Here is a 20,210-nt window from a genome sequence, read left to right on the forward strand (position 1 = left end):
TATGGGATCATTTATGACTGCGCGGACGCGCGGCGCATGACGCCGCCGCGATCGGCGCCGTGACAGCCGCGACCACGCGGCGAGACACGCGATAAATCACGCGTCACATACGCACCAAGTACGGAACAAGCGGGAATCACTCTCCATGCAGCGCAGAAATCTGATTAAAGCTCTCCTCGCCGGCCTCGCCGCCACCACGCTCGCAGCCAGCTTCGGCGCACACGCAGACGACCAGGTCATCAAGGTCGGCACCGTGTCGGGTCCGGACGCGCAAGTCTGGGCCGTGGTCCAGAAGGTCGCGAAGCGCGAAGGCCTGAACGTCAAGGTCATCGAGTTCAACGACTACGTGCAGCCGAACGCGGCGCTTGATTCGGGCGACCTCGACGCCAACAGCTTCCAGACCGGCCCGTACCTCGACAGCCAGATCAAGCAGCGCGGCTACAAGCTCGTGAACGCCGGCCTGACGTACATCTCGCCGATCGGCGTGTACTCGAAGAAGCTGAAGTCGCTGAACGACCTGCCGCAAGGCGCGAAGGTCGCCGTGCCGAACGATCCGTCGAACGAAAACCGCGCGCTGCTCCTGCTGCAAAGCAAGGGCCTGATCAAGCTGCGCGCCGGCGCGGGCGTGAACGGCAATAACGCCACGCCGCTCGACGTCGCGTCGAACCCGAAGAAGGTGAAGCTCGTCGAACTCGACGCCGCGCAACTGCCGCGCGCGCTCGGCGACGTCGACGCCGCCGTGATCAACACGAACTACGCGCTCGCCGCCGGCCTCCAGCCGACCAAGGACGCGATCGCGATCGAAGACATCCACAGCCCGTACGCCAACCTGATCGCCGTGCGCGCGCAGGACAAGGACAAGCCGTGGGTGAAGAAGCTGGTCGCCGCTTACCAGTCGGAAGACGTGCGCCAGTTCATCAAGAACGAATTCAAGGGCTCGATGGTCCCGTCGTTCTAAGCTTCACTGCCGCAAACGAAAAAGCCGCTTCGAAAGAAGCGGCTTTTTTTATTTGGCGCGGCGCAAGCGTCGCCAGCGGGCCCGAAGGCCAACTCAATCGCTAGCTCAGTAACTGCTGCACCACCCGCATCGCGTCGACGAGCCGCGCCTGCTCGTCCGTGGTGAGCCTGGCCAGCACGCTCTCGATATTGCCGACGGCCGCCGCCGCGAGCGCGGCATAGGCCGCCTGGCCAGCGTGGGTCAGACGCAGCAGCGTCTGACGCGCGTCGGCTTTCGAGGGCTCGCGCGCGAGCAGGTCGCGCTGCTCGAATCCCGTCAGGATGCGGCTCAGATAGCCGGAATCGAGCGTGAGATTGCGCGCGAGCGCGGCAGCGGTGTCGGCACCGCCGCTCGCCAGTTCGCGCAGGATGCGCATTTCGGTCAGGGAGTAGGGCATGGGCGGCAGGCCGCCGACGTGTCTGCCCAGGAACTTTCTGTAGAAGCGATTGAACTGCAGGACGGCTTCTGCATGCCGTCTCGTGTCGGAATCGTTTGACAACCTTCTTACCCCGTCGTCATTCGTTGATATTGGTCAGATGCCACTATATGGGATGTCGACGCCAGGCGATATTGTTCTTTCTCCGCGCGTGGGGATATTGGTCCTACTGCGGTATCACGGTGGTGTGCTCAGAAACGTCAATTTCCGGCGTTGTGGTCCTGTGCCTGGAGCCCGAAAGTGGGCTCTCCAGGGAAAATACCGAGGCCGTTTATACCCCGCTCCGAGCCTTATGTGTTCGTGTAAATCATTGATTCTGCATGATATTTTTCTGGATGTGGAAAGAGCGTCGCACGCGTTGACTGGTATTATTGTGGTTATATAATGGGCTCGCTTTCGAACCGGACCGCCGAGCACCGATGCCGAGCCGTCCGGGCGCCCCCACGATTTATCCCCCGCTGGCCGGAGTTCCATGGAAACCCGTTGGTCTGCCCTGATGCCCGATGCGCGCAACGTCACGCCGCTCTATCTGCAGCTGGCGCGCAACCTTGCCACGGCGATTCACTGCGGCGTGTGGTCGGCCGGCGAGGCGCTGCCTTCGGAACGCACGCTGTCGGATGCCATCGGCGTGTCGCGCATCACCGCGCGCAAGGCGATCGAGCTGCTCGTCGAGCAGGGTCTGATCCGGCGCGCGCGCGGCGCGGGCAGCTTCATCACGCCGCGCGTCGAGGACCCGCTCTCGCGCCTCACCGGCTTCACGAAAAAAATGGAGCAGCGCGGTTTCACCGCCGATTCGGTCTGGCTCGAACGCGAAGTGCGCCCGGCGCGGCGCGAGGAAATCGTCCAGCTCGGCCTGTCGCCGGGCGCGTCGGTTACAAGTCTGCGGCGGCTGCGCCGCGCGGACGGGACCGTGATGGCCGTCGAGCATTCCGCGCTGCCCGTGTCGATCGTGCCGAATCCGGCGCTGATCGACGGCTCGCTGTACGCGTATCTGGAGTCGCGCGGCGAGCCGGTCGTGCGCGCGCTGCAGCACTTTCGCGCCGTGAACGCGACCGGCGAGATCGCCGCGCTGATGGGCGTGGAACCGCGCGCGGCGCTGCTCGTGATCACGCGGGTGGGCTTTTCGCCCGACCAGCGCGCGATCGAACTGACGGATACCTACTGCCGCGACGGCTACTACGACTTCGTCGCGGAGCTTCGGCAATGAAGAACGTGATGAAGAAAAACGCACTCGGACGCAAAGTCGGACGGAACGCACAGCCGCGTCAGGACTCTCTCATGGACATCGACGTAACGACTTATCGCGCGCCGGCCAACGCCGCGCGCACCATCGGAAAAATCTCATGCTGAGCGGAAATATTCTCACCCCCGAGGGCTGGATCAACGGCACGCTGTCGTTCGAGAACGGCCGTATCACGTCGATCCAGGGCGAGGCCGCCGATCCGTCGAAGAACGACGCGCCGTACATCATTCCGGGCTTCATCGACCTGCACGTGCACGGCGGCGGCGGCGCCGACGTGATGGAAGCCGGCGACGCCATCGAAACCATCGCGCGCACTCACGCGCGTTTCGGCACCACGAGCCTGCTCGCCACCACCATGACCGCGCCGCGCGACGAACTGATGAGCGTGGTCGCGGGTCTCGGCGACGTCGCGCGCCAGCGCACGCCGGGCGCGGCCCGCGTGCTGGGCGTGCACCTCGAAGGGCCGTACATCAACCCCGGCAAGCTCGGCGCGCAGCCCGACGCGGCGGTCTCGGCCGTGCTCGACGAAGTGCTCAAGTACCTCGCCATCGCGCCGATCCGCGTGGTGACCGTTGCGCCCGAAATCGCGGGTCATATCGAGATCATCGGCGAGATGGCGGCGCGCGGCGTGCGCGTGCAGCTCGGCCATTCGCTCGCCACTTACGACGACGCCGTGGCCGCGCTCAAGCACGGCGCCTGCGGCTTCACGCACCTGTTCAACGCGATGTCGCCGCTGCACCACCGCAATCCGGGTCTGGTCGGCGCGGCGCTCGCACACGCGGAATACGCGGAGATCATTCCCGACCTGCTGCACGTGCATCCGGGTGCGATCCGCGCGGCGCTGCGCGCGATTCCGCGCCTTTATGTGGTGACCGACAGCACGTCGGCCACCGGCATGCCCGACGGCGAATACCGCCTCGGCAGCCAGCACGTGACGAAGTGCCTCGGCGGCGTGCGCCTCGCCGATGGCACGCTCGCGGGCAGCACGCTCACCATGGACCAGGCCCTGCGCAATCTCGTGTCGCTCGGCCTGCCGATCGCGGACGTATCCGCGCGCCTGTCGCGCTACGCGGCCGACTACCTCGGCATCGAAGACCGTGGCCGCCTCGTGCGCGGCGCATGGGCCGATGTCAACGTGTTCGACCGCGATCTGGCGCTTACCGCGACCTATGTCGAAGGAGAATCGATTGTCGAATATGCTTAAAGAAGCGCTGGCCTCGGCCGGCGTCGTCGCCGCGCAGCTCGCGGACACCTCGCGCGTCGAGGCGCTCGCGGGCGTGCTGCAAGCCGAGCCGCGCCAGGTCGCGCTGACGGTCGCGCGCGGCAGTTCGGACCACGCGGCGAGCTATTTCGCCGCGCTGACCATGAGCCGCCTCGGCGTGCCGGTCGCCTCGATTCCCATGTCGATCGCGACGCTCCAGCAGGCGCCTTTACGTGTGCGGGGCCAGTTCGGCCTTGCTTTCTCCCAATCAGGCAGGAGTCCTGATCTCGTCGCCACCATGCGCGTGCTGCGCGAAGCGGGCGCGCTGACGGCGTCGATGGTCAACGTCGCCGGTTCGCCGCTCGCCGAAGCCGCGGGCAACGAACTGCCGCTGCTCGCCGGTCCCGAGCTGAGCGTCGCGGCCACCAAGAGCTATATCGCGATGCTCGCGATGTCGGCGCAACTCGTGGCCTTCTGGCAGCGCGACGCGGCCTTCCTCGACGCGGTGCGCGCGTTGCCCGAGGCGCTCGAACGCGCGGGCACGCTCGACTGGTCGTCGGCCGTCGAAGAATTGCGCGACGTCAAGCAGATGCTCGTGATCGGGCGGGGTCCGGGTCTCGCGATCGCGCAGGAAGCCGCGCTCAAGCTCAAGGAAACGTCGAGCATCCAGGCCGAGGCGTTTTCGAGCGCCGAAGTGCGTCATGGCCCGATGGAGCTGATCGACCGCGACTATCCGCTGCTTGTGTTCGCGCCGCGCGGACCGGAACAGGCCGGTCTCGTCGAGTTCGCGCGCGACATGCAAAAGCGCGGCGCGCGCGTGCTGCTCGCCGCACCCGCCGACGTGCCGGAAGCCACGTTGCCGCTCGTCACGGCCGCCGATGCGTCGCTCGATCCGATCGCCGCGATCCTGTCGTTCTACGTGATGGCGGCGGGTCTTGCCGCCGCGCGCGGACGCAATCCCGACGAGCCGCGCTTCCTGAACAAAGTCACCGAAACCCACTAGATTGGAAAGCTGATGGAACGCATCCAGGAGTCCCGCCTGATGAACCCGGAACATTCCGCCGTGCGCGTCGAACTGGTCGCGCCGCTCACCGGGCCGGTCGTGCCGCTCGCGTCGGTGCCCGATCCGGTGTTTTCGGAAGGCCTGTTCGGCGACGGTATCGGCGTCGATCCGCTGGTCGGCCGCCTTGTCGCGCCCTGCGACGGCACGATCATGCACCTCGCGCGCACCGGCCACGCCGTCACGCTGCAAAGCGCCGAAGGCGCGCAGATTCTCGTGCACATCGGCATCGACACGGTCGAATTGAATGGCAAGGGCTTCACGCCCAAGGTCGAGCAGGGCGCGCAGGTGCGCCGTGGCGATCTGCTGATCGAGTTCGATCTCGATGTCGTGGCGTGTCGTGCGCCTAGCCTCGTTTCGGTGATCGCGGTCGCGAACTCCGATGCGTTCGAAGTCGTGGAGCGCGCGGGCGCGGGCCACGTGCGGGCGGGCGAGACGCCGCTGCTCGTGCTGCGCGCGCGCGACGGCGCGGCGGTCGAGGCCAGCGTCACCAACGTCGTGATGGACGAAGTGCGCCGCAACGTGACGCTCGCCCACGCGGGCGGGCTGCATGCGCGGCCCGCGGCGCGGGCGCGCGAAGCGGTGCGCGGCCTGGAGGCGCGCGTCGAGGTGCGGTTCGGCGAGCGCAAGGCGGCCATCGAAAGCGTGGTCGGTCTGCTCGCGCTGGGCGCGGGCGAGGGCGCGACCATCGAACTCGTCGGCATGGGCCGCGACGCGCAGAAGGCCGTCGACGCCGTGGCCGGTGAATTGCTGCGCGAAGCGCCGGGCGAAGTCTCCGAAACGCCCGCGCGTGCGCTTTCGCCTGCGCCGGTTGCGGTGAGCGCCGCGCTTGCCGCTGGTAGCGCGCAATCCACGCAAGCCGCGCCGAATACGCTCACGGGCGTGTGCGCCGCGCCGGGCGTGGCGGTCGGCAAGCTGGTCCGCTGGGACGACGCCGACCTCACGCCGCCTGAACTCGCGAGCGGCTCGTCGGCGTCGGAAAGCCGTCTGCTCGACAAGGCCGTCGCGGCCATCGACGCCGAACTCGAAGCGTCGGTGCGCACGGCCTCGCAGCGCGGCGCGATCGGCGAAGCGGGCATCTTCCAGATGCATCGCGTGCTGCTCGAAGATCCCACGCTGATCGACGCCGCGCGCGATCTCATCAGCCTCGGCAAGAGCGCGGGCTTCGCGTGGCGCGAGGCGATCCGCGCGCAGATCGCCGTGCTCGGCAAGGTCGACGATCCGCTGCTCGCGGAACGCGCCGCCGATCTGCGCGACCTCGAAAAGCGCGTGCTGCGCTCGCTCGCTTATACGAGCGGCGCGGCGGGCGCGAACGGCGCAGCGCAGCGCGAATTGCCCGATGAAGCCGTGCTCGCCGCCGATGAATTCACGCCGTCCGATCTCGCCACGCTCGACCGCACGCGCGTGACGGCGCTCGTGATGGCGCGTGGCGGCGCGACCTCGCACGCGGCGATCATCGCGCGTCAGGCCGGCATTCCGGCGCTGGTCGCGCTCGGCGACGCGCTGCATCAGATCGAGGAAGGCGCGCAGGTGATCGTGGACGCGAGCGCGGGCCGCTTCGCCTTCGCGCCCAGCGCCGCCGACATCGAACGCGCGCGCACCGAGAAGCAGCGCCTCGCGGGCGTGCGCGAAGCGAACCGCCGCACCTCGCACGAAGCCGCCGCCACGCGCGACGGCCACGCGGTGGAAGTGGCGGCCAACATCGCGACGCTCGACGACGCGCGCACGGCCGTCGACAACGGCGCCGACGCCGTGGGCCTGCTGCGCACCGAACTCATGTTCATCCATCGTCAGGCGGCGCCGACGATCGAGGAGCATCGCCAGAGCTATCAAGCCATCGCGGAAGCGCTCGCGGGCCGCACGGCGATCATCCGCACGCTCGATGTGGGCGCCGACAAGGAAGTCGATTATCTGACGCTGCCGCCCGAGCCGAATCCGGCGCTGGGTCTGCGCGGCATCCGCCTCGCGCAGGTGCGCCCCGATCTGCTCGACGACCAGTTGCGCGGCCTCGTGGCCGTGAAGCCCGAAGGCGCGCTGCGCATCCTGCTGCCGATGGTCACCGACGTGGGCGAACTCGTGCGCCTGCGCGAACGCATCGACGCCTTCGCGCGCGAAGCGGGCCGCAGCGCGCGCGTGGAAGTGGGCGTGATGATCGAGGTGCCGTCGGCGGCGCTGCTGGCCGACCAGCTTGCACGTCACGCCGATTTCCTCTCGATCGGCACCAACGACCTCACGCAGTACACGCTCGCGATGGACCGCTGCCAGCCCGATCTCGCCGCGCAAGCCGACGGCCTGCATCCGGCCGTGCTGCGCCTCGTCGCGATCGCGGTGGAAGGTGCGCGCAAGCATGGCAAGTGGGTGGGCGTGTGCGGCGCGCTGGCGGGTGATCCGCTCGCGGTGCCGCTGCTCGTCGGTCTCGGCGTGACGGAATTGTCGGTCGATCCGGTCTCCGTGCCGTCGATCAAGGCGCGCGTGCGCAAGCTCGATTACGCGCTCTGCCGCGACCGCGCGCAGGACGTGCTGATGCTCGAATCGGCGCAGGACGTGCGCGCCGCGAGCCGCGCGAACTGGCCGCTCGACTGAGCGTCGCGTCGCCCGCAGTCACACCGTTAAATCATCAGGTTTCCAAACTAACCACACCCCGGCGCGCGCAGCGATCGCGCGCCGGCTTTTCTCACCCAATACGTCTCGCCGCAAGACTTCAAGAGACAGGGACTGGAGGCAGTTCGATGGATGGCAATCCGTTTCTCAAGATCCAGAGCCTCGGCCGCGCGCTGATGCTCCCGATCGCAGTGCTGCCCGTGGCGGGCATTCTGCTGCGCTTCGGCCAGAGCGACATGCTCAATATCAAGATCATCGCCGACGCGGGCGGCGCGATCTTCGACAATCTGCCGCTGCTGTTCGCGATCGGCATCGCGGTCGGCTTCGCGAAGGACAACAACGGCGTGGCGGCGCTCGCGGGCGCGCTCGGCTATCTGGTCGAGACCGCCGTGATGAAGGACATCAACGACAAGCTCAACATGGGCGTGCTGTCGGGCGTGGTGGCCGGTGTCGTCGCGGGCATGCTGTACAACCGCTTCAAGGACATCAAGCTGCCCGAGTTCCTCGCGTTCTTCGGCGGCAAGCGCTTCGTGCCGATCATCACCGGGCTCGTCTGTCTCGTGCTCGGGCTGATCTTCGGCTATGCGTGGGGACCGGTGCAGAGCGTGATCGACACGGCGGGCCACTGGCTCACCACGGCGGGCGCGATCGGCACCTTCGTGTACGGTCTGCTCAACCGGCTGCTGCTGGTCACGGGGCTGCACCACATCCTCAACTCGCTCGTGTGGTTCGTGTTCGGCACCTTCACGCCGGCGGGCGGCGCGCCGGTCACGGGCGACCTGCACCGCTTCTTCGCGGGCGACCCCACGGCGGGCGGCTTCATGGCCGGCTTCTTCCCGGTGATGATGTTCGGTCTGCCGGCCGCGTGTCTCGCCATGCTGCACGAAGCGCCGAAGGAAAAGCGCGCGATGGTCGGGGGCCTGCTGCTCTCGATGGCGCTCACGTCGTTCCTCACGGGCGTGACGGAGCCGATCGAGTTCACCTTCATGTTCCTCGCGCCGGTGCTCTACGCGATCCACGCGGTGCTCACGGGCCTGTCGCTGGCGATCTGCTCGCTGCTGGGCATCAAGCTCGGCTTCACGTTCTCGGCGGGCGCGATCGACTACGTGCTGAACTACGGCCTCTCGACGCACGGCTGGGAAGCGATTCCGCTTGGCGCGGCGTATGCCGTCGTGTATTACGTGCTGTTCCGCTTCTTCATCCGCCGCTTCAATCTGCCGACGCCGGGCCGCGAAGCCTCGGCGGGCGACACGGAAATCGCCGCGTCGATGTCGGGCGTGGCGGTGCCGGGCGCGGCCTCGGCCTCGCGTGCGGCGCGCTATATCGATGCGCTCGGCGGCGCGGCCAACCTCAAGGTGGTCGATGCGTGCACGACGCGTCTGCGTCTGAACGTGGCCGATCCGGCACGCGTTTCGGAACCCGCGCTCAAGGCGATCGGCGCGCGCGGCGTGCTCAAGCGCGGCGGTGAAAGCGTGCAGGTCATCATCGGGCCGGAAGCGGACATCATCGCCGATGAGATTCGTGGTGAGATTGCGCGCGGCGGCGCTTCTGTCAATGTGGCTCAAGTGGCGAACACCGCGCCGGTCGCTCCGGCCGTTGCGCAGACCGCGCAGGCTGCGACGGCCGCGCACGAAGCCGGACCGCTCGATCCGAACCCGTCGCGCTGGCTCAGCGTGCTCGGCGGCGCGGCGAACATCGTCTCGCTCGATGCGGTCGCGGCCACGCGTCTGCGCGTGATCGTGCGCGATCCGGCGGCGGTCGACCGCACGAAGCTCGACGCGCTCGACGTGGCGTGGGTGTCGGCGGATACGCTGCACATCGTGGTCGGCGACGCCGCGCCGCGCTACGCGCGCGAACTGGCGTTGCAGCCGGCTTGAGCGTGCGCGTGAGGCCGATGAAGCGCTGATCCGCAAGATCACGCGCTGTCGGCCGAAATCATCGGCCCAATAAAAAACCGGCAGGTTGCCAGCCTGCCGGTTTTTTTCATGGCGCGGCGCGATGCGTTAGCGCGCGTTGTCGCCGGAAATCTCCATCTTGCGATGCTCGTCGAGCCACATCACGTTGATGATGCCGAAGGCGAGCGCCACGCCGATGCCCAGAATCCAGGTGAAGTACCACATGATGTCCACTCCTGCGTGTGTTGCGTATGGTGCGCGTGTTGCGTACGGTGCGGTGATCAGTACATCGTGTTGCGCTTGTCCTCGAGCGCGTCCACGGTCACCTTACCGCGCATGATGCGGTACGCCCAGGTGGTGTACGCGAGCACGATCGGCAGAAAGATGATGACGGCCACGAGCATGATCTCAAGCGTCATCTTGCTGGAGGTGGCGTCCCAGACCGTGAGGCTCGAACGCGGATCGAGCGACGACGGCATGATGAACGGAAACATCGAGAAGCCCGCCGTCAGGATCACGCCGATGATCAAGAGCGAGGTGCCGATAAACGCCGTCTTCTCCAGCCGCGATCCGGCCAGCGCGAATGCGATCACGCCGCCCAGAATGCCGACGATCGGCGCGGCCGCCATCCACGGATACGTGATGTAGTTCGCGATCCACAGGCCCGCGCCCGGCTCCACGCTCTTGAGCAGCGGGTTGGCGACGGCGTCGTAGGGCGCGGCATCGGTGATCGCATAGCCGCCGATCAGCGTCGCCACCAGCGCGCCCGCCACCACGAACAGCACGACCGCGAGCCCGGCCATCAGGCGCAGCGCTTTCGACGCGCGCTGGGCCACCACGCCGTCGCTTTTCATCTTCACGAACGCGGCGCCGTGCGCGCTGAGCATGGTCAGGCTCACGAGCCCGCAGATCAGCGCGAACGGATTGAGCAGCGCCCAGAAGCTGCCGTAGTAGGTCACGCGCAGATCGGTGTCGTACTGGAACGGCACGCCTTGCAGCAGGTTGCCGAACGCCACGCCGAACACCAGCGCGGGCACGAAGCCGCCGATAAAGAGCGCCCAGTCCCACGCGTTGCGCCACTTCGGGTTGTCGCGCTTGCCGCGATAGTCGAAGCCCACGGGCCGGAAAAACAGCGCGAACAGCACGAGCAGCATCGCGAAGTAGAAGCCCGAGAACGACGCCGCGTAGACGAGCGGCCAGGCGGCGAACATCGCGCCGCCCGCGGTGATGAGCCAGACCTGATTGCCTTCCCACGTCGCGCCGACCGTGTTGATGACGATGCGGCGTTCGGCGTCGGTCTTGCCGATGAAGGGCAGCAGGACGGCTGCGCCCATGTCGAATCCGTCGGTGAGCGAGAAGCCGATCAGCAGCACGCCGATCAGCACCCACCAGATTACTTTGAGGGTTGCGTAGTCCATGGTGTGTGTCCTGATGGGGTTCGGGGAGCCGTCACGCGACGCGGTTGCCGTTCGTCACGGCCGCCGCGCCTTGCTCGTGGAAGTAACGTCCGGTTTGCAGCGAGGACGGCCCGAGGCGCGCGTACTTGAACATCAGCGTGATCTCGATGATGAACAGCGCCGTGTAGAACACCACGAAGCCCGCGAGGCTCAGCCACACGTCGCCGGGCGCGAGGCTCGACGCGGAGAGGTGCGTCGGCAGCACTTCGGCGATGGTCCACGGCTGGCGGCCGACTTCGGCGACGATCCAGCCGAATTCGGCGGCGAGCCACGGCAGCGGAATCGCCCAGACGGCCCAGCGCAGGAACCAGCGGCGGTTGTCCTTGAGCAGCGAGCGCTGCGCGCAGAACCAGAACGCCAGCACGAAGGTCGCGAGGAACAGCATGCCGAGCCCGACCATCACGCGGAACGACCAGAACACCGGCGCGACGGGAGGAATCGAATGCTTCGCGGCGGCCTTGATCTCGGCGGGCGTGGCATCGACGACATTGGGCGCGAACTGCTTCACGAGCAGGCCGTAGCCGAGGTCGGCCTTGTGCGCTTCGAACACGTCGCGCGTGGCGTTATCGGCATTGCCCTGCTTGAGTTTTTGCAGCGCGGCATAGGCGAGCATGCCGTTCTGGATGCGCACTTCGGCGCGGCCCATCAGATCCTTCAGGCCGATCACGGGCTCGTCGATCGAGCGCGTGGCGATGATGCCCATCAGGTACGGAATCTGGATCGCGTAATCGGTGCGCTCCTCCTTCTGGTTAGGAATGCCGAAGAGGGTGAACGGCGCGGGCGCCGGCGCGGTGTCCCATTCGGCTTCGATGGCCGCGAGCTTCACCTGCTGGACTTCGCCGGTGCGGTAGCCCGACTCGTCGCCGAGCACGATCACGCAGAGCGTGGAGGCGAGGCCGAAACCGGCGGCGATCGCGAACGAGCGCAGTGCGAAATCCACGTCGCGGCGGCGCAGCAGATACCACGACGAAATGCCGAGCACGAACATCGACGCCGTCACATAACCGGCCGATACGGTGTGCACGAACTTCACCTGCGCGACCGGATTGAAGATCACCTGGAACAGGCTCGACAGCTCCATGCGCATGGTTTCGTAGTTGAATTCGGCGCCGACGGGATTCTGCATCCAGCCGTTGGCGACCAGAATCCATAGCGCCGACAGATTCGAACCGAGCGCGACGAAGAAGGTGGTGAGCAGGTGGCCGCCCTTCGACATGCGGTTCCAGCCGAAGAAGAACAGGCCGACGAAGGTGGATTCGAGGAAGAAGGCCGCGAGCCCTTCGACGGCGAGCGGTACGCCGAAGATGTCGCCGACGTAGTGCGAGTAGTACGACCAGTTGGTGCCGAACTGGAATTCCATCGTGAGGCCGGTGGTGACGCCCATCACGAAGTTGATCGCGAACAGCTTGCCCCAGAACTGCGTCATGTCCTTGTAGATGGGCTTGCCGGTCATCACGTAGACCGACTCCATGATGACGAGCAGCCACGAGAGCCCGAGCGTGAGCGGCACGAACAGAAAGTGATAGAGCGCGGTGACCGCGAACTGGAGGCGCGAGAGATCGACGGTTTCGCTAATGGGCATGGTGCTCCCCTTGTTGAGGGTTCGTCCCGGCCGGCGCCGGCACGGAGAGAATGGCCTGGGCAACTTCGGCTGGCGGCATGTTCATGTTTTCGGCCTGCGGATGACTGAAGAAGGCGTACTTCAGCGCCATCAGCAGCACGAGCTTGAAGGCGAGAACGAGAACGATGTCGCGCGCGAAGGTCGGGCCGCGCGCCCACTGGAGGATGCGTGTGCGCAGGAGGGGGCGTGTGCGGGCAGCGTGGCCGGATGTCGAGATCATGACGATGACTGTTGCCCCTAAAACTTGTTCTCTGGCCAGGCCGTGCCGCCGCCCGGATTGGTGTACGTGTTGTGTACAAGGATTCTAGGAGTGGTGTCATCAGGACACCGTGACAAGAAGCCGCGAGCGCCTGCCTCACCGATCAGTAATGCGATCCGTTTTGCTAGAAATCAATTTTTTGGGGTCGCATTCTGATGTTTGCAACCATGTATCAGATTAGGACTGCATGGCATGCGAAAGCATCTTACGAAGGAACGCTGAGGGGCGGCGTGAACGTGTACTTATTTCTGTCGCCGGAAAAGAAAAAGCCCCGTTCCTTTCGGAGCGGGGCTGTCGGCGTCACGCCCGCGAGGCGGGCGGCGCTTGGCAAGGTTGGCGCGTTAGGCGTAGGCGGCCAGTGCCGTGCGCATCTTCTTCATTGCGCTTGCCTCGATCTGGCGGATACGCTCGGCCGAGACGCCGAATTCGTCGGCCAGTTCGTGCAGCGTCGAACCGCCCGAACCGTCGTCGGCGACATTCAGCCAGCGCGCCTCGATGATGCGGCGGCTGCGCGGGTCGAGCGCTTCCAGCGCGCTGGCGATGCCGTCCGACTGCAGACGGTCGCGGTCGCGCGCGGCCATCACGGCGGTCGGCTCGCTATGCGAGTCGGCGAGCCAGGCGATCGGCGCGAACGATTCCTCGCCGTCGTCGGTCTGGCTTTCCAGCGCGATGTCGGCACCCGACAAACGCGTTTCCATCTCCACGACTTCCTCGCGCTTCACATTCAGTTCCTGCGCCAGGCCGTCGATTTCCTCCGGCGTGAACGACTGCAGGCCCTGCTTGTGGCTGCGCAGGTTGAAGAACAGCTTGCGCTGCGCCTTGGTGGTGGCGACCTTCACCATGCGCCAGTTGCGCAGGATGTATTCGTGGATTTCGGCCTTGATCCAGTGCATGGCGTACGACACGAGACGTACGTTTTGCTCGGGGTCAAAGCGCTTCACGGCCTTCATCAGACCGATGTTGCCTTCCTGGATCAGGTCGGCATGCGGCAGACCATAGCCGAGGTAATTACGGGCGATGGAGACCACGAGGCGCAGGTGCGACAGCACCATGCGGCGCGCGGACTCCAGATTGTTTTGCTCGCGAAATTCAGTCGCGAATTGGCGCTCCTCTTGCGGCGTCAACATCGGGACCCGGTTCACGGCCTGGATGTAGGCGTCGATGTTGCCCAGTTGGCCGGGCAGCAGGGAAGCGTTCGCGAGCGCCAGGGCACCTGAACCCGCGGCCTTGGCCGGCTTGGTGTTCAGCGTACCCGAAAGGGTCATTGCCATTGCGTTGCTCACGTAGCGAACTCCTCAGGAATCTTGCAAAAGTCAGACTGCGACTCCACGTTGGATGTTAGCACTCTGAATCAGCGAGTGCTAATACTTGGAGTCGGTAGGGGCTTCATGGTTCCGTGTTCTCTATTGAAATAGTTGTTTCGATAGATTTCGACAAAAAGCCGGGAGGCAGACAGGACGGGCTTTCCAGCCCGATGCGGCTTGCGCACACCCGCAAACCGAAGGAAAACTCTAGAACGATGGCGCCGCGCGCAGCGGTCGCGGCAAGGAAATAGGGACTGGATAAGCGCTGACAGGACTGGAAAACCGGGTCTCGCAGGGACAGCGCCGCGCTGGCGGTCGCGCCCGAATTCTGCTCACGGAACACATCTAATAGACATCAGAATACGCCGAAAGTGCTGCGATGCGACATCGCGGCGCAGGACTCGCCGTGCTTGAGCGTGCGGCGCGTCACATAACTGTGCGTGCAGACGTCAGGCGGGATCGCGTAGCGCGAACGGCCTTTCTGACAGCCATATCGGGGCGATCCTTTTGATCGCAAGTATCCATGCGCCCAAACCTGGTATAAATTTCAGCGAAATGCATGCGTACATCTTCTGTGCGAACCGGCGCGAGCGGCGCGGGGTCGTGCGCAAGGGGCTCGGGCAATGGTGGCAAAAGTAATCGAAGCGATTCGCGGACTGGAGCGCGAGCGGTTTCGCGCGATGGTGGATGGCGACGGCACGTCGCTGGATCAACTGCTGTCCGAGAACGTCTTCTTCGTTCACACGAACGGCAAACGCGAGACCAAGCAGCAGTTCATCGACGCGATCACGGCGGGGCGCCGGCGCTACCGTCAGATCGAGATCCAGTCGCAGGACGTGCTGCCCGTGGGCAACGAGACCTGCGTGGTGTCGGGGCGCGTGCTGATCGAGATGGAAGCGAACAACGGCGCGCTGTTGTTTCCGATTGCCTACACGGCGATCCAGACGCAGGAGGATGGCCACTGGCGTCTGCTCGCGTGGCAGGCGACGCGTTGCGCGATCGAGTGAGATCCGGTAAGTCCACTCGCCGATCCGCCGTCTAGGGCGTTTCGGGCGCACGCCAGCGGCCCGTTTTGCCGCCGGCGCTCAACGGCGCCGCCTCCAGGTTTGCTGCTTTTTGCTGCTAACTTTCCAACTTTTGATCGCTTCTTGTCGCGTTCGTGGCGCGATCAGGCCGCTACGAGTTCGTCGACGGTCTGCCATGCCGCGCGGTTGATCGCGCTGATCACGGCCGCGGTCACGGCCTGGGCCGCGTCGCCGGCCACGCCGACGCCGTGGCGCAAGGGTTGACCGCCCACACGGGCGCCGACGAACACCGCCGTTTCGCCTTGCGCGGTGCGCGCGGTTTCAAACGACGTGATCTCCACGCTTTCATCGGCAACTTCGGCGAACGCTGCCGCGACAGCTTGCGCATGGGCTTCGTCGATCTGTGCCGACGCGGCAATCGCCACGTCGCGGCCTTCGAAGCGCGCGCGGCCCGCGCCGGCCTGCGTCGCCGGACCCGTCGTCTCGAAGTACTCGCGTGCGAACAACGAGCAGATGGCTTCGCCGGTCATTTCCGCACCCGATGCGTCCGTGACCTGCTGCACGGCGTGGCTGAATTCGATCTGCACGCGGCGCGGCGGCGTGAAGCCCATGCCGCGTTCGAGCAGATACGTCGCGCCGCCCTTGCCCGACTGGCTGTTCACGCGGATCACCGCGTCGTAGCTGCGGCCGAGATCGGCGGGATCGATCGGCAAATAGGGCACTTCCCAGATGGCGTCGGGCTGCTGCTGCGCGAAGCCCTTGCGGATCGCGTCCTGATGCGAGCCCGAGAACGCGGTGAACACGAGGTCGCCCGCGTACGGATGGCGCGGATGCACGGGCAACTGGTTGCAGCGCTCGACCACGCGGCGCACGGCGTCGATGTCCGAGAAGTCGAGGCCCGGATCGATGCCCTGGGTGTAGAGATTCATCGCGAGCGTGACGAGATCGACGTTGCCGGTGCGTTCGCCGTTGCCGAAGAGACAGCCTTCGACGCGGTCGGCGCCGGCGAGCACGGCCATTTCGGCGGCGGCGACGGCGGTGCCGCGATCGTTATGCGGGTGCACCGAGAGCACGATGCTGTCGCGATACGCGAGGTTGCGGTCCATCCACTCGATCTGGTCGGCGTAGACGTTGGGCATCGCGGCTTCGACGGTCGCCGGGAGATTCACGATCATCTTGTGATCGCGCGTCGGGCGCCACGTCTGCGCGACCGCGTCGCACACTTCGCGGGCGAACGTGAGCTCGGCCATGCTGAAGGTTTCCGGCGAGTACTGGTAGGTCCAGTGCGTCTGCGGGTGGGCGTCGGCGTGCTCGCGGATCATGCGCGTGCCGTTCACTGCGAGCGCCTTCACTTCTTCCTTCGACTGGCCGAACACGATCTTGCGGAAAGACGGGCAGATCGCGTTGTAAAGATGCACGATCGCGCGCGATGCGCCTTCGAGCGCCTCGAACGTGCGGGCGATCAGGTCTTCACGCGACTGCACGAGCACTTCGATCGTCACGTCGTCGGGAATGCGTTTTTCGTCGATGAGCTTGCGCACGAAATCGAAGTCGGTCTGCGAAGCGGACGGAAAGCCGACTTCGATTTCCTTGAAACCGATCTGCACGAGCATCTCGAAGAATTCGGTCTTCTGCTCGATGCTCATCGGCTCGATGAGCGACTGGTTGCCGTCGCGCAGGTCGGTGCTCATCCAGATCGGCGCGCGTTCGATCGTGCGCGTCGGCCACTTGCGGCCGTTCAAACGGATGGCGGGGAAAGGGCGGTATTTTTCGGCGGGATTACGCAACATGATGGGCCTCGTTCTTCATGGTGTCGTATGCGATGGCGGTCGGCAGCGGGCGGCTGGCGGGCTGGCGACGAGGCACGATGCGAGAGACTTCCGGCATCCGGGCGGCAACCGCGGACGCAAAGAAGACGGCCACACTGACGGCGGTAACCGGCGCGGCGAAAGCGAACGTGAACGATGCCCATGCAACGTGCATTTTGACCTCGCGACTCGTCCCGTCGGTAGACGGACGAATGCAGACGACAAGTTGTAGAGATACTGCGAGTTTGGGGGTACTGCGAGAACTGCTGGGAGGACTGCCGACCGGCTCTGGGGAGCGGTCGCGCAGCGCTACGCCTGGCTTACGCTAGACGTAGCGATAGGGCCGCTAGGCGGCCGAGGGTAATTCGGAGGGAGTTCGGGTAGGAACGCATTCGTCCAATTTAAGTCAGGACGAATGCGCCTGTCAACAGGGAATGTGCAGATGCGGCGAGAAAAGTTGCGCGAAGATGCGCGACGAAGCGCTCAGATGGCGATGCGCGGATCGTCGGGAACGCCCGCGCCGCCGCGCTTCGGCGGCATTTTTCAACGCTTTGCGATGCGCTTGATCGTCTCCACCTGGCGTGCGATGGCGTCGGGCACCGGCGCGTCGCCGCGCAGCACGTCGGCGATCCACGCGGCGGTCGTCGGCGCGTCGCGGCCTTCGGGCAGATCCACTTCCGGCGCATCCGGCGACGAGCGTTCGGGCTCGATCAGCGTTTCGCAGAGGCCGTCGTGCAGCCAGTCCACTTGCACCTGGCGGCGCGTGTCGGCGACTGCTTCGCCTTCGGTGCCGCGCGCGAGCAGCGCACCGCCCACGGCCGCTTCGGGATGCGCGGCGAACAGCGCGCTCAGGCTCTCGCGATACGGCGGGTGCGTGTAGTTCACGAGCCGCAAGCCTGGTTGCGCGAACGGCTGCAGCAGCTTGACGAGCGTGTGCGTGGAGTTGCGCACGCCCATGCGACGACGCAGCGAGAGCAGTCGGGCGAGTTGTGGCGCAAGCGTTTCGATCGACGCGAATGCGACACGTTTGTCGGCGAGTTGCGCCTCGATGTCGGCGTGATCGCGTGCGTTGGGCAGATTCAGCGCGGCGAAGATTTCGGCGCTGGTGACACGGCCCGGATCGGTCTGGACGCCGTGCACGAGCACCGGCACGCCGTCGCGCGCGAGCAGCAGCGCGAGCAGCGGCACGAGATTCGGCTGTTTGCGCGCGCCGTTGTAGCTCGGAATCGAGACCGCGCGGTAGTCGCCCGCGGGCACGGCGATGGGCGCGAACGACGCGTGCGCGGCCGAGAGCATCGCGGCCAGTTCGTCGGCCGTTTCGCCCTTGAGACGGTAGGCGAGCAACACCGCGCCGAGTTCGAGTTCGGGCACGCGGCCGTCGAGCATCGCGGCGTAGAGCGCGTGCGTGTCTTCGGACGATAGCGAGCGTGCGCCGTGCGGCCCGCGGCCGATCTCCTTGATGAAGCGGGCGCAGGAAAAGGTCTCGGTGGAATCGGGGGCGTTCATGGGGCGTGCTGTCGAGAGTGCCGATGTCGCGCCGCGCGGCGTGGGCTGCGCGTGCCGTTCGGCTGATGTCGTCGGGGATGAAGGAAGTATCGCACGAGCCGGGCGGCGTGGTCCGACGCCGCCCGGCATGAAAGGGCCGCAGCCGTTCGGTCGGCGGCCGGGCCGCAAGCATCGAAAGCTTCGAAACGCCCTGAAATATCGCTGCGAACACGCGCCGTAGCGGCTGGCCGCGTCGCGCGCCGCAGCGCGTTACACTCGCGTTTTACGCAGGCGAGGCGCGAGCGGATCGCGGTGTCGCGCGGCGTTGAACGACCATCACGAAGAACGAAGACGGAGAAACAGATGAGTTACGTATTTGAACCGGCGCCGCAAGCCTATGTGCCGGTCGCGGGCAGCAGCGCGCATTTCCCGGTGCGCCGCATCTACTGCGTGGGCCGCAACTACGAAGCGCACGCGCGCGAGATGGGCCACGATCCGAACCGCGAACCGCCGTTCTTCTTCGCGAAGCCCGCCGATGCCGTCCTCTTCGTGCCGCCCGGCGCGGCCGCCGATTTCCCGTATCCGGCCCAGTCGAACAACGTTCACTTCGAGATGGAACTCGTGGCGGCCATCGGCAAGGCGGGCAAGAACATTCCTGTGGAAAGCGCGCTCGACCACGTCTATGGCTACGCGCTCGGTCTCGACATGACGCGCCGCGATCTGCAAGCCGAAGCGAAGAAGCTCGGTCGTCCGTGGGACACGGCCAAGGGCTTCGACCACTCGGCGCCGATCGGCCCGATTCATCCGGTGGCGCAGGTCGGCCAGCTGGGCAAGGGCGCGATCTGGCTGTCGGTGAACGGCGAGGAAAAACAGCGCTCGGATATTTCGCAGATGATCTGGCCGATTGCCGATACGATCGCGTATCTTTCGACGCTGTTCGAACTCAAAGCGGGCGACCTGATCTTCACGGGCACGCCGGAAGGCGTCGGCGCGGTGGTGAAGGGCGATCTGATGAAGGGCGGTGTGGACGGCCTCGGCGAGATCGCCGTGCGCGTGGTCTGATCGATCCGCCAGGTTTGACGCAGCGCTCCGGGCACCCGGCGCGCTGCGGCGGCTCGACACCGCGCGACCACAACAAGGAGCATGAGAGGAGAGCATGAAGCTTTACAGCTATTTCCGCAGTTCGGCGTCGTATCGCGTGCGTATTGCGCTGAATCTCAAGAATCTGTCGTATGAGTACGTGCCGGTGCATCTGGTGCGCGACGGCGGCGAGCAGTTGAAGCCCGAGTACCGCAAGGTGAATCCGGACGCCATCGTGCCGACCTTCGTCGACGACGAGCAGCACGCGATCCAGCAATCGCTCGCGATCATCGAGTATCTCGAAGAGACGCATCCCGAGCCGCCGCTGCTGCCGCAGTCGCCCGCTGACCGCGCGCACGTGCGTTCGCTCGCGCTGCAGATCGCCTGCGAGATCCATCCGCTGAACAACCTGCGCGTGCTCAAGTACCTCAAGCACACGCTGGGCGTGGACGACGCGGCGAAAGACGCGTGGTATCGCCACTGGGTCGAAGCGGGTTTCGAGACGCTCGAAGCGCGGCTGGCGGCCGATCCGCGCACGGGCAAGCTCTGTTTTGGCGATACGCCGACCTTCGCCGACCTGTTCCTCGTGCCGCAGATCTACAACGCGCATCGCTTCAAGGTCGACACGACGCGTTATCCGACCATCCAGCGCATTCATGACTACGCCGTGCAACTCGACGCGTTCGCGCGCGCGGCGCCGGGCGCGCAGCCCGATTCGGAGTGAGATCGCGGCAAATG

19 protein-coding genes are annotated in these 20,210 nt (G+C 66.0%); 10 read left to right on the forward strand and 9 right to left on the reverse strand.

What is annotated here, in order from left to right; translation table 11 throughout:
- The first annotated feature begins 145 nt into the window (after positions 1 to 145).
- On the forward strand, positions 146 to 958 hold the full coding sequence (locus tag LDO54_RS11565) for a MetQ/NlpA family ABC transporter substrate-binding protein (RefSeq protein WP_224010329.1): 813 nt from the start codon (positions 146 to 148) through the stop codon (positions 956 to 958).
- Between the two features lie 100 nt (positions 959 to 1,058).
- On the opposite strand, the gene LDO54_RS11570 is transcribed toward LDO54_RS11565, so the two are convergent.
- Complete coding sequence (locus LDO54_RS11570; protein WP_224010331.1) at positions 1,059 to 1,394, reverse strand: MarR family winged helix-turn-helix transcriptional regulator; 336 nt, start codon at positions 1,392 to 1,394, stop codon at positions 1,059 to 1,061.
- Positions 1,395 to 1,905: 511 nt separating this feature from the next.
- Between LDO54_RS11570 and LDO54_RS11575 the strand changes: the two genes are divergently transcribed.
- From LDO54_RS11575 to nagE, 6 genes are all read left to right on the forward strand, one after another.
- A complete protein-coding gene (locus tag LDO54_RS11575) occupies positions 1,906 to 2,640 on the forward strand; it encodes a GntR family transcriptional regulator (RefSeq protein ID WP_224010334.1) in 735 nt (244 codons plus the stop codon).
- Complete coding sequence (locus LDO54_RS11580) at positions 2,637 to 2,783, forward strand: hypothetical protein (RefSeq protein ID WP_224010336.1); 147 nt, start codon at positions 2,637 to 2,639, stop codon at positions 2,781 to 2,783. Before LDO54_RS11575 ends, LDO54_RS11580 begins: the two co-directional genes overlap by 4 nt.
- Positions 2,777 to 3,880, forward strand: a complete 1,104-nt coding sequence (gene nagA / locus LDO54_RS11585; RefSeq protein ID WP_224010338.1) for an N-acetylglucosamine-6-phosphate deacetylase — start codon at positions 2,777 to 2,779, stop codon at positions 3,878 to 3,880. Before LDO54_RS11580 ends, nagA begins: the two co-directional genes overlap by 7 nt.
- Entirely contained in the window at positions 3,873 to 4,880 is a 1,008-nt protein-coding gene (locus LDO54_RS11590; protein WP_224010487.1) for an SIS domain-containing protein, read from the forward strand. The genes nagA and LDO54_RS11590 overlap by 8 nt, the downstream gene beginning before the upstream one ends.
- Before the next feature lie 12 nt (positions 4,881 to 4,892).
- Positions 4,893 to 7,520, forward strand: coding sequence for a phosphoenolpyruvate--protein phosphotransferase (ptsP, locus tag LDO54_RS11595; RefSeq protein ID WP_224010340.1), 2,628 nt, complete (start codon positions 4,893 to 4,895; stop codon positions 7,518 to 7,520).
- Positions 7,521 to 7,666: 146 nt separating this feature from the next.
- Complete coding sequence (nagE, locus tag LDO54_RS11600) at positions 7,667 to 9,415, forward strand: N-acetylglucosamine-specific PTS transporter subunit IIBC (RefSeq protein ID WP_224010341.1); 1,749 nt, start codon at positions 7,667 to 7,669, stop codon at positions 9,413 to 9,415.
- A gap of 126 nt (positions 9,416 to 9,541) precedes the next feature.
- Here nagE and cydX read toward each other — a convergent pair whose 3' ends face one another.
- The 5 genes from cydX to rpoH all read right to left on the reverse strand — a co-directional run bounded on the left by cydX (position 9,542) and on the right by rpoH (position 14,041).
- Complete coding sequence (cydX, locus tag LDO54_RS11605) at positions 9,542 to 9,658, reverse strand: cytochrome bd-I oxidase subunit CydX (RefSeq protein WP_224010343.1); 117 nt, start codon at positions 9,656 to 9,658, stop codon at positions 9,542 to 9,544.
- Between the two features lie 56 nt (positions 9,659 to 9,714).
- The gene (cydB, locus tag LDO54_RS11610; RefSeq protein WP_224010345.1) at positions 9,715 to 10,851 is read right to left on the reverse strand and encodes a cytochrome d ubiquinol oxidase subunit II; all 1,137 of its coding nucleotides are present in this window, start codon (positions 10,849 to 10,851) and stop codon (positions 9,715 to 9,717) included.
- A gap of 31 nt (positions 10,852 to 10,882) precedes the next feature.
- A complete protein-coding gene (locus LDO54_RS11615) occupies positions 10,883 to 12,472 on the reverse strand; it encodes a cytochrome ubiquinol oxidase subunit I (protein ID WP_224010347.1) in 1,590 nt (529 codons plus the stop codon).
- Complete coding sequence (gene cydP, locus LDO54_RS11620; RefSeq protein WP_224010349.1) at positions 12,462 to 12,731, reverse strand: cytochrome oxidase putative small subunit CydP; 270 nt, start codon at positions 12,729 to 12,731, stop codon at positions 12,462 to 12,464. Before cydP ends, LDO54_RS11615 begins: the two co-directional genes overlap by 11 nt.
- A gap of 380 nt (positions 12,732 to 13,111) precedes the next feature.
- The gene (rpoH, locus tag LDO54_RS11625) at positions 13,112 to 14,041 is read right to left on the reverse strand and encodes an RNA polymerase sigma factor RpoH (protein WP_405044981.1); all 930 of its coding nucleotides are present in this window, start codon (positions 14,039 to 14,041) and stop codon (positions 13,112 to 13,114) included.
- A gap of 656 nt (positions 14,042 to 14,697) precedes the next feature.
- Here rpoH and LDO54_RS11630 point away from each other — a divergent pair.
- A complete protein-coding gene (locus LDO54_RS11630; RefSeq protein ID WP_224010353.1) occupies positions 14,698 to 15,081 on the forward strand; it encodes a nuclear transport factor 2 family protein in 384 nt (127 codons plus the stop codon).
- Between the two features lie 161 nt (positions 15,082 to 15,242).
- On the opposite strand, the gene leuA is transcribed toward LDO54_RS11630, so the two are convergent.
- The 3 genes from leuA to ybiB all read right to left on the reverse strand — a co-directional run bounded on the left by leuA (position 15,243) and on the right by ybiB (position 18,413).
- Entirely contained in the window at positions 15,243 to 16,889 is a 1,647-nt protein-coding gene (leuA, locus tag LDO54_RS11635; RefSeq protein ID WP_224010355.1) for a 2-isopropylmalate synthase, read from the reverse strand.
- Complete coding sequence (locus tag LDO54_RS11640) at positions 16,879 to 17,082, reverse strand: hypothetical protein (RefSeq protein ID WP_224010357.1); 204 nt, start codon at positions 17,080 to 17,082, stop codon at positions 16,879 to 16,881. The genes leuA and LDO54_RS11640 overlap by 11 nt, the downstream gene beginning before the upstream one ends.
- Positions 17,083 to 17,450: 368 nt before the next feature.
- Positions 17,451 to 18,413, reverse strand: a complete 963-nt coding sequence (ybiB, locus tag LDO54_RS11645) for a DNA-binding protein YbiB (protein WP_224010359.1) — start codon at positions 18,411 to 18,413, stop codon at positions 17,451 to 17,453.
- A 342-nt stretch (positions 18,414 to 18,755) separates the two neighbouring features.
- Between ybiB and LDO54_RS11650 the strand changes: the two genes are divergently transcribed.
- Together LDO54_RS11650 and maiA are read left to right on the forward strand one after the other, a co-directional pair.
- Positions 18,756 to 19,454 carry a fumarylacetoacetate hydrolase family protein gene (locus LDO54_RS11650; RefSeq protein ID WP_224010360.1) on the forward strand — a complete coding sequence of 233 codons (699 nt, stop codon included), beginning with the start codon at positions 18,756 to 18,758 and terminating at the stop codon, positions 19,452 to 19,454.
- Between the two features lie 94 nt (positions 19,455 to 19,548).
- Positions 19,549 to 20,196, forward strand: a complete 648-nt coding sequence (gene maiA, locus LDO54_RS11655) for a maleylacetoacetate isomerase (protein ID WP_224010362.1) — start codon at positions 19,549 to 19,551, stop codon at positions 20,194 to 20,196.
- Positions 20,197 to 20,210 lie beyond the last annotated feature (14 nt).

Origin of the sequence: Paraburkholderia tropica (assembly GCF_914484835.1) — a bacterium.
Taxonomy (GTDB): Bacteria; Pseudomonadota; Gammaproteobacteria; order Burkholderiales; family Burkholderiaceae; genus Paraburkholderia; species Paraburkholderia tropica_A.

What these genes read in the sequence shown, in the direction of transcription:
- LDO54_RS11565 (WP_224010329.1), top strand. Translation starts at nt 146, where the DNA reads ATGCAGCGCAGAAATCTGATTAAAGCTCTCCTCGCCGGCCTCGCCGCC.
- LDO54_RS11570 (WP_224010331.1), bottom strand. Translation starts at nt 1,394, where the DNA reads ATGCCCTACTCCCTGACCGAAATGCGCATCCTGCGCGAACTGGCGAGC.
- LDO54_RS11575 (WP_224010334.1), top strand. Translation starts at nt 1,906, where the DNA reads ATGGAAACCCGTTGGTCTGCCCTGATGCCCGATGCGCGCAACGTCACG.
- LDO54_RS11580 (WP_224010336.1), top strand. Translation starts at nt 2,637, where the DNA reads ATGAAGAACGTGATGAAGAAAAACGCACTCGGACGCAAAGTCGGACGG.
- nagA (WP_224010338.1), top strand. Translation starts at nt 2,777, where the DNA reads ATGCTGAGCGGAAATATTCTCACCCCCGAGGGCTGGATCAACGGCACG.
- LDO54_RS11590 (WP_224010487.1), top strand. Translation starts at nt 3,873, where the DNA reads ATGCTTAAAGAAGCGCTGGCCTCGGCCGGCGTCGTCGCCGCGCAGCTC.
- ptsP (WP_224010340.1), top strand. Translation starts at nt 4,893, where the DNA reads ATGGAACGCATCCAGGAGTCCCGCCTGATGAACCCGGAACATTCCGCC.
- nagE (WP_224010341.1), top strand. Translation starts at nt 7,667, where the DNA reads ATGGATGGCAATCCGTTTCTCAAGATCCAGAGCCTCGGCCGCGCGCTG.
- cydX (WP_224010343.1), bottom strand. Translation starts at nt 9,658, where the DNA reads ATGTGGTACTTCACCTGGATTCTGGGCATCGGCGTGGCGCTCGCCTTC.
- cydB (WP_224010345.1), bottom strand. Translation starts at nt 10,851, where the DNA reads ATGGACTACGCAACCCTCAAAGTAATCTGGTGGGTGCTGATCGGCGTG.
- LDO54_RS11615 (WP_224010347.1), bottom strand. Translation starts at nt 12,472, where the DNA reads ATGCCCATTAGCGAAACCGTCGATCTCTCGCGCCTCCAGTTCGCGGTC.
- cydP (WP_224010349.1), bottom strand. Translation starts at nt 12,731, where the DNA reads ATGATCTCGACATCCGGCCACGCTGCCCGCACACGCCCCCTCCTGCGC.
- rpoH (WP_405044981.1), bottom strand. Translation starts at nt 14,041, where the DNA reads ATGGCAATGACCCTTTCGGGTACGCTGAACACCAAGCCGGCCAAGGCC.
- LDO54_RS11630 (WP_224010353.1), top strand. Translation starts at nt 14,698, where the DNA reads ATGGTGGCAAAAGTAATCGAAGCGATTCGCGGACTGGAGCGCGAGCGG.
- leuA (WP_224010355.1), bottom strand. Translation starts at nt 16,889, where the DNA reads ATGTTGCGTAATCCCGCCGAAAAATACCGCCCTTTCCCCGCCATCCGT.
- LDO54_RS11640 (WP_224010357.1), bottom strand. Translation starts at nt 17,082, where the DNA reads ATGCACGTTGCATGGGCATCGTTCACGTTCGCTTTCGCCGCGCCGGTT.
- ybiB (WP_224010359.1), bottom strand. Translation starts at nt 18,413, where the DNA reads ATGAACGCCCCCGATTCCACCGAGACCTTTTCCTGCGCCCGCTTCATC.
- LDO54_RS11650 (WP_224010360.1), top strand. Translation starts at nt 18,756, where the DNA reads ATGAGTTACGTATTTGAACCGGCGCCGCAAGCCTATGTGCCGGTCGCG.
- maiA (WP_224010362.1), top strand. Translation starts at nt 19,549, where the DNA reads ATGAAGCTTTACAGCTATTTCCGCAGTTCGGCGTCGTATCGCGTGCGT.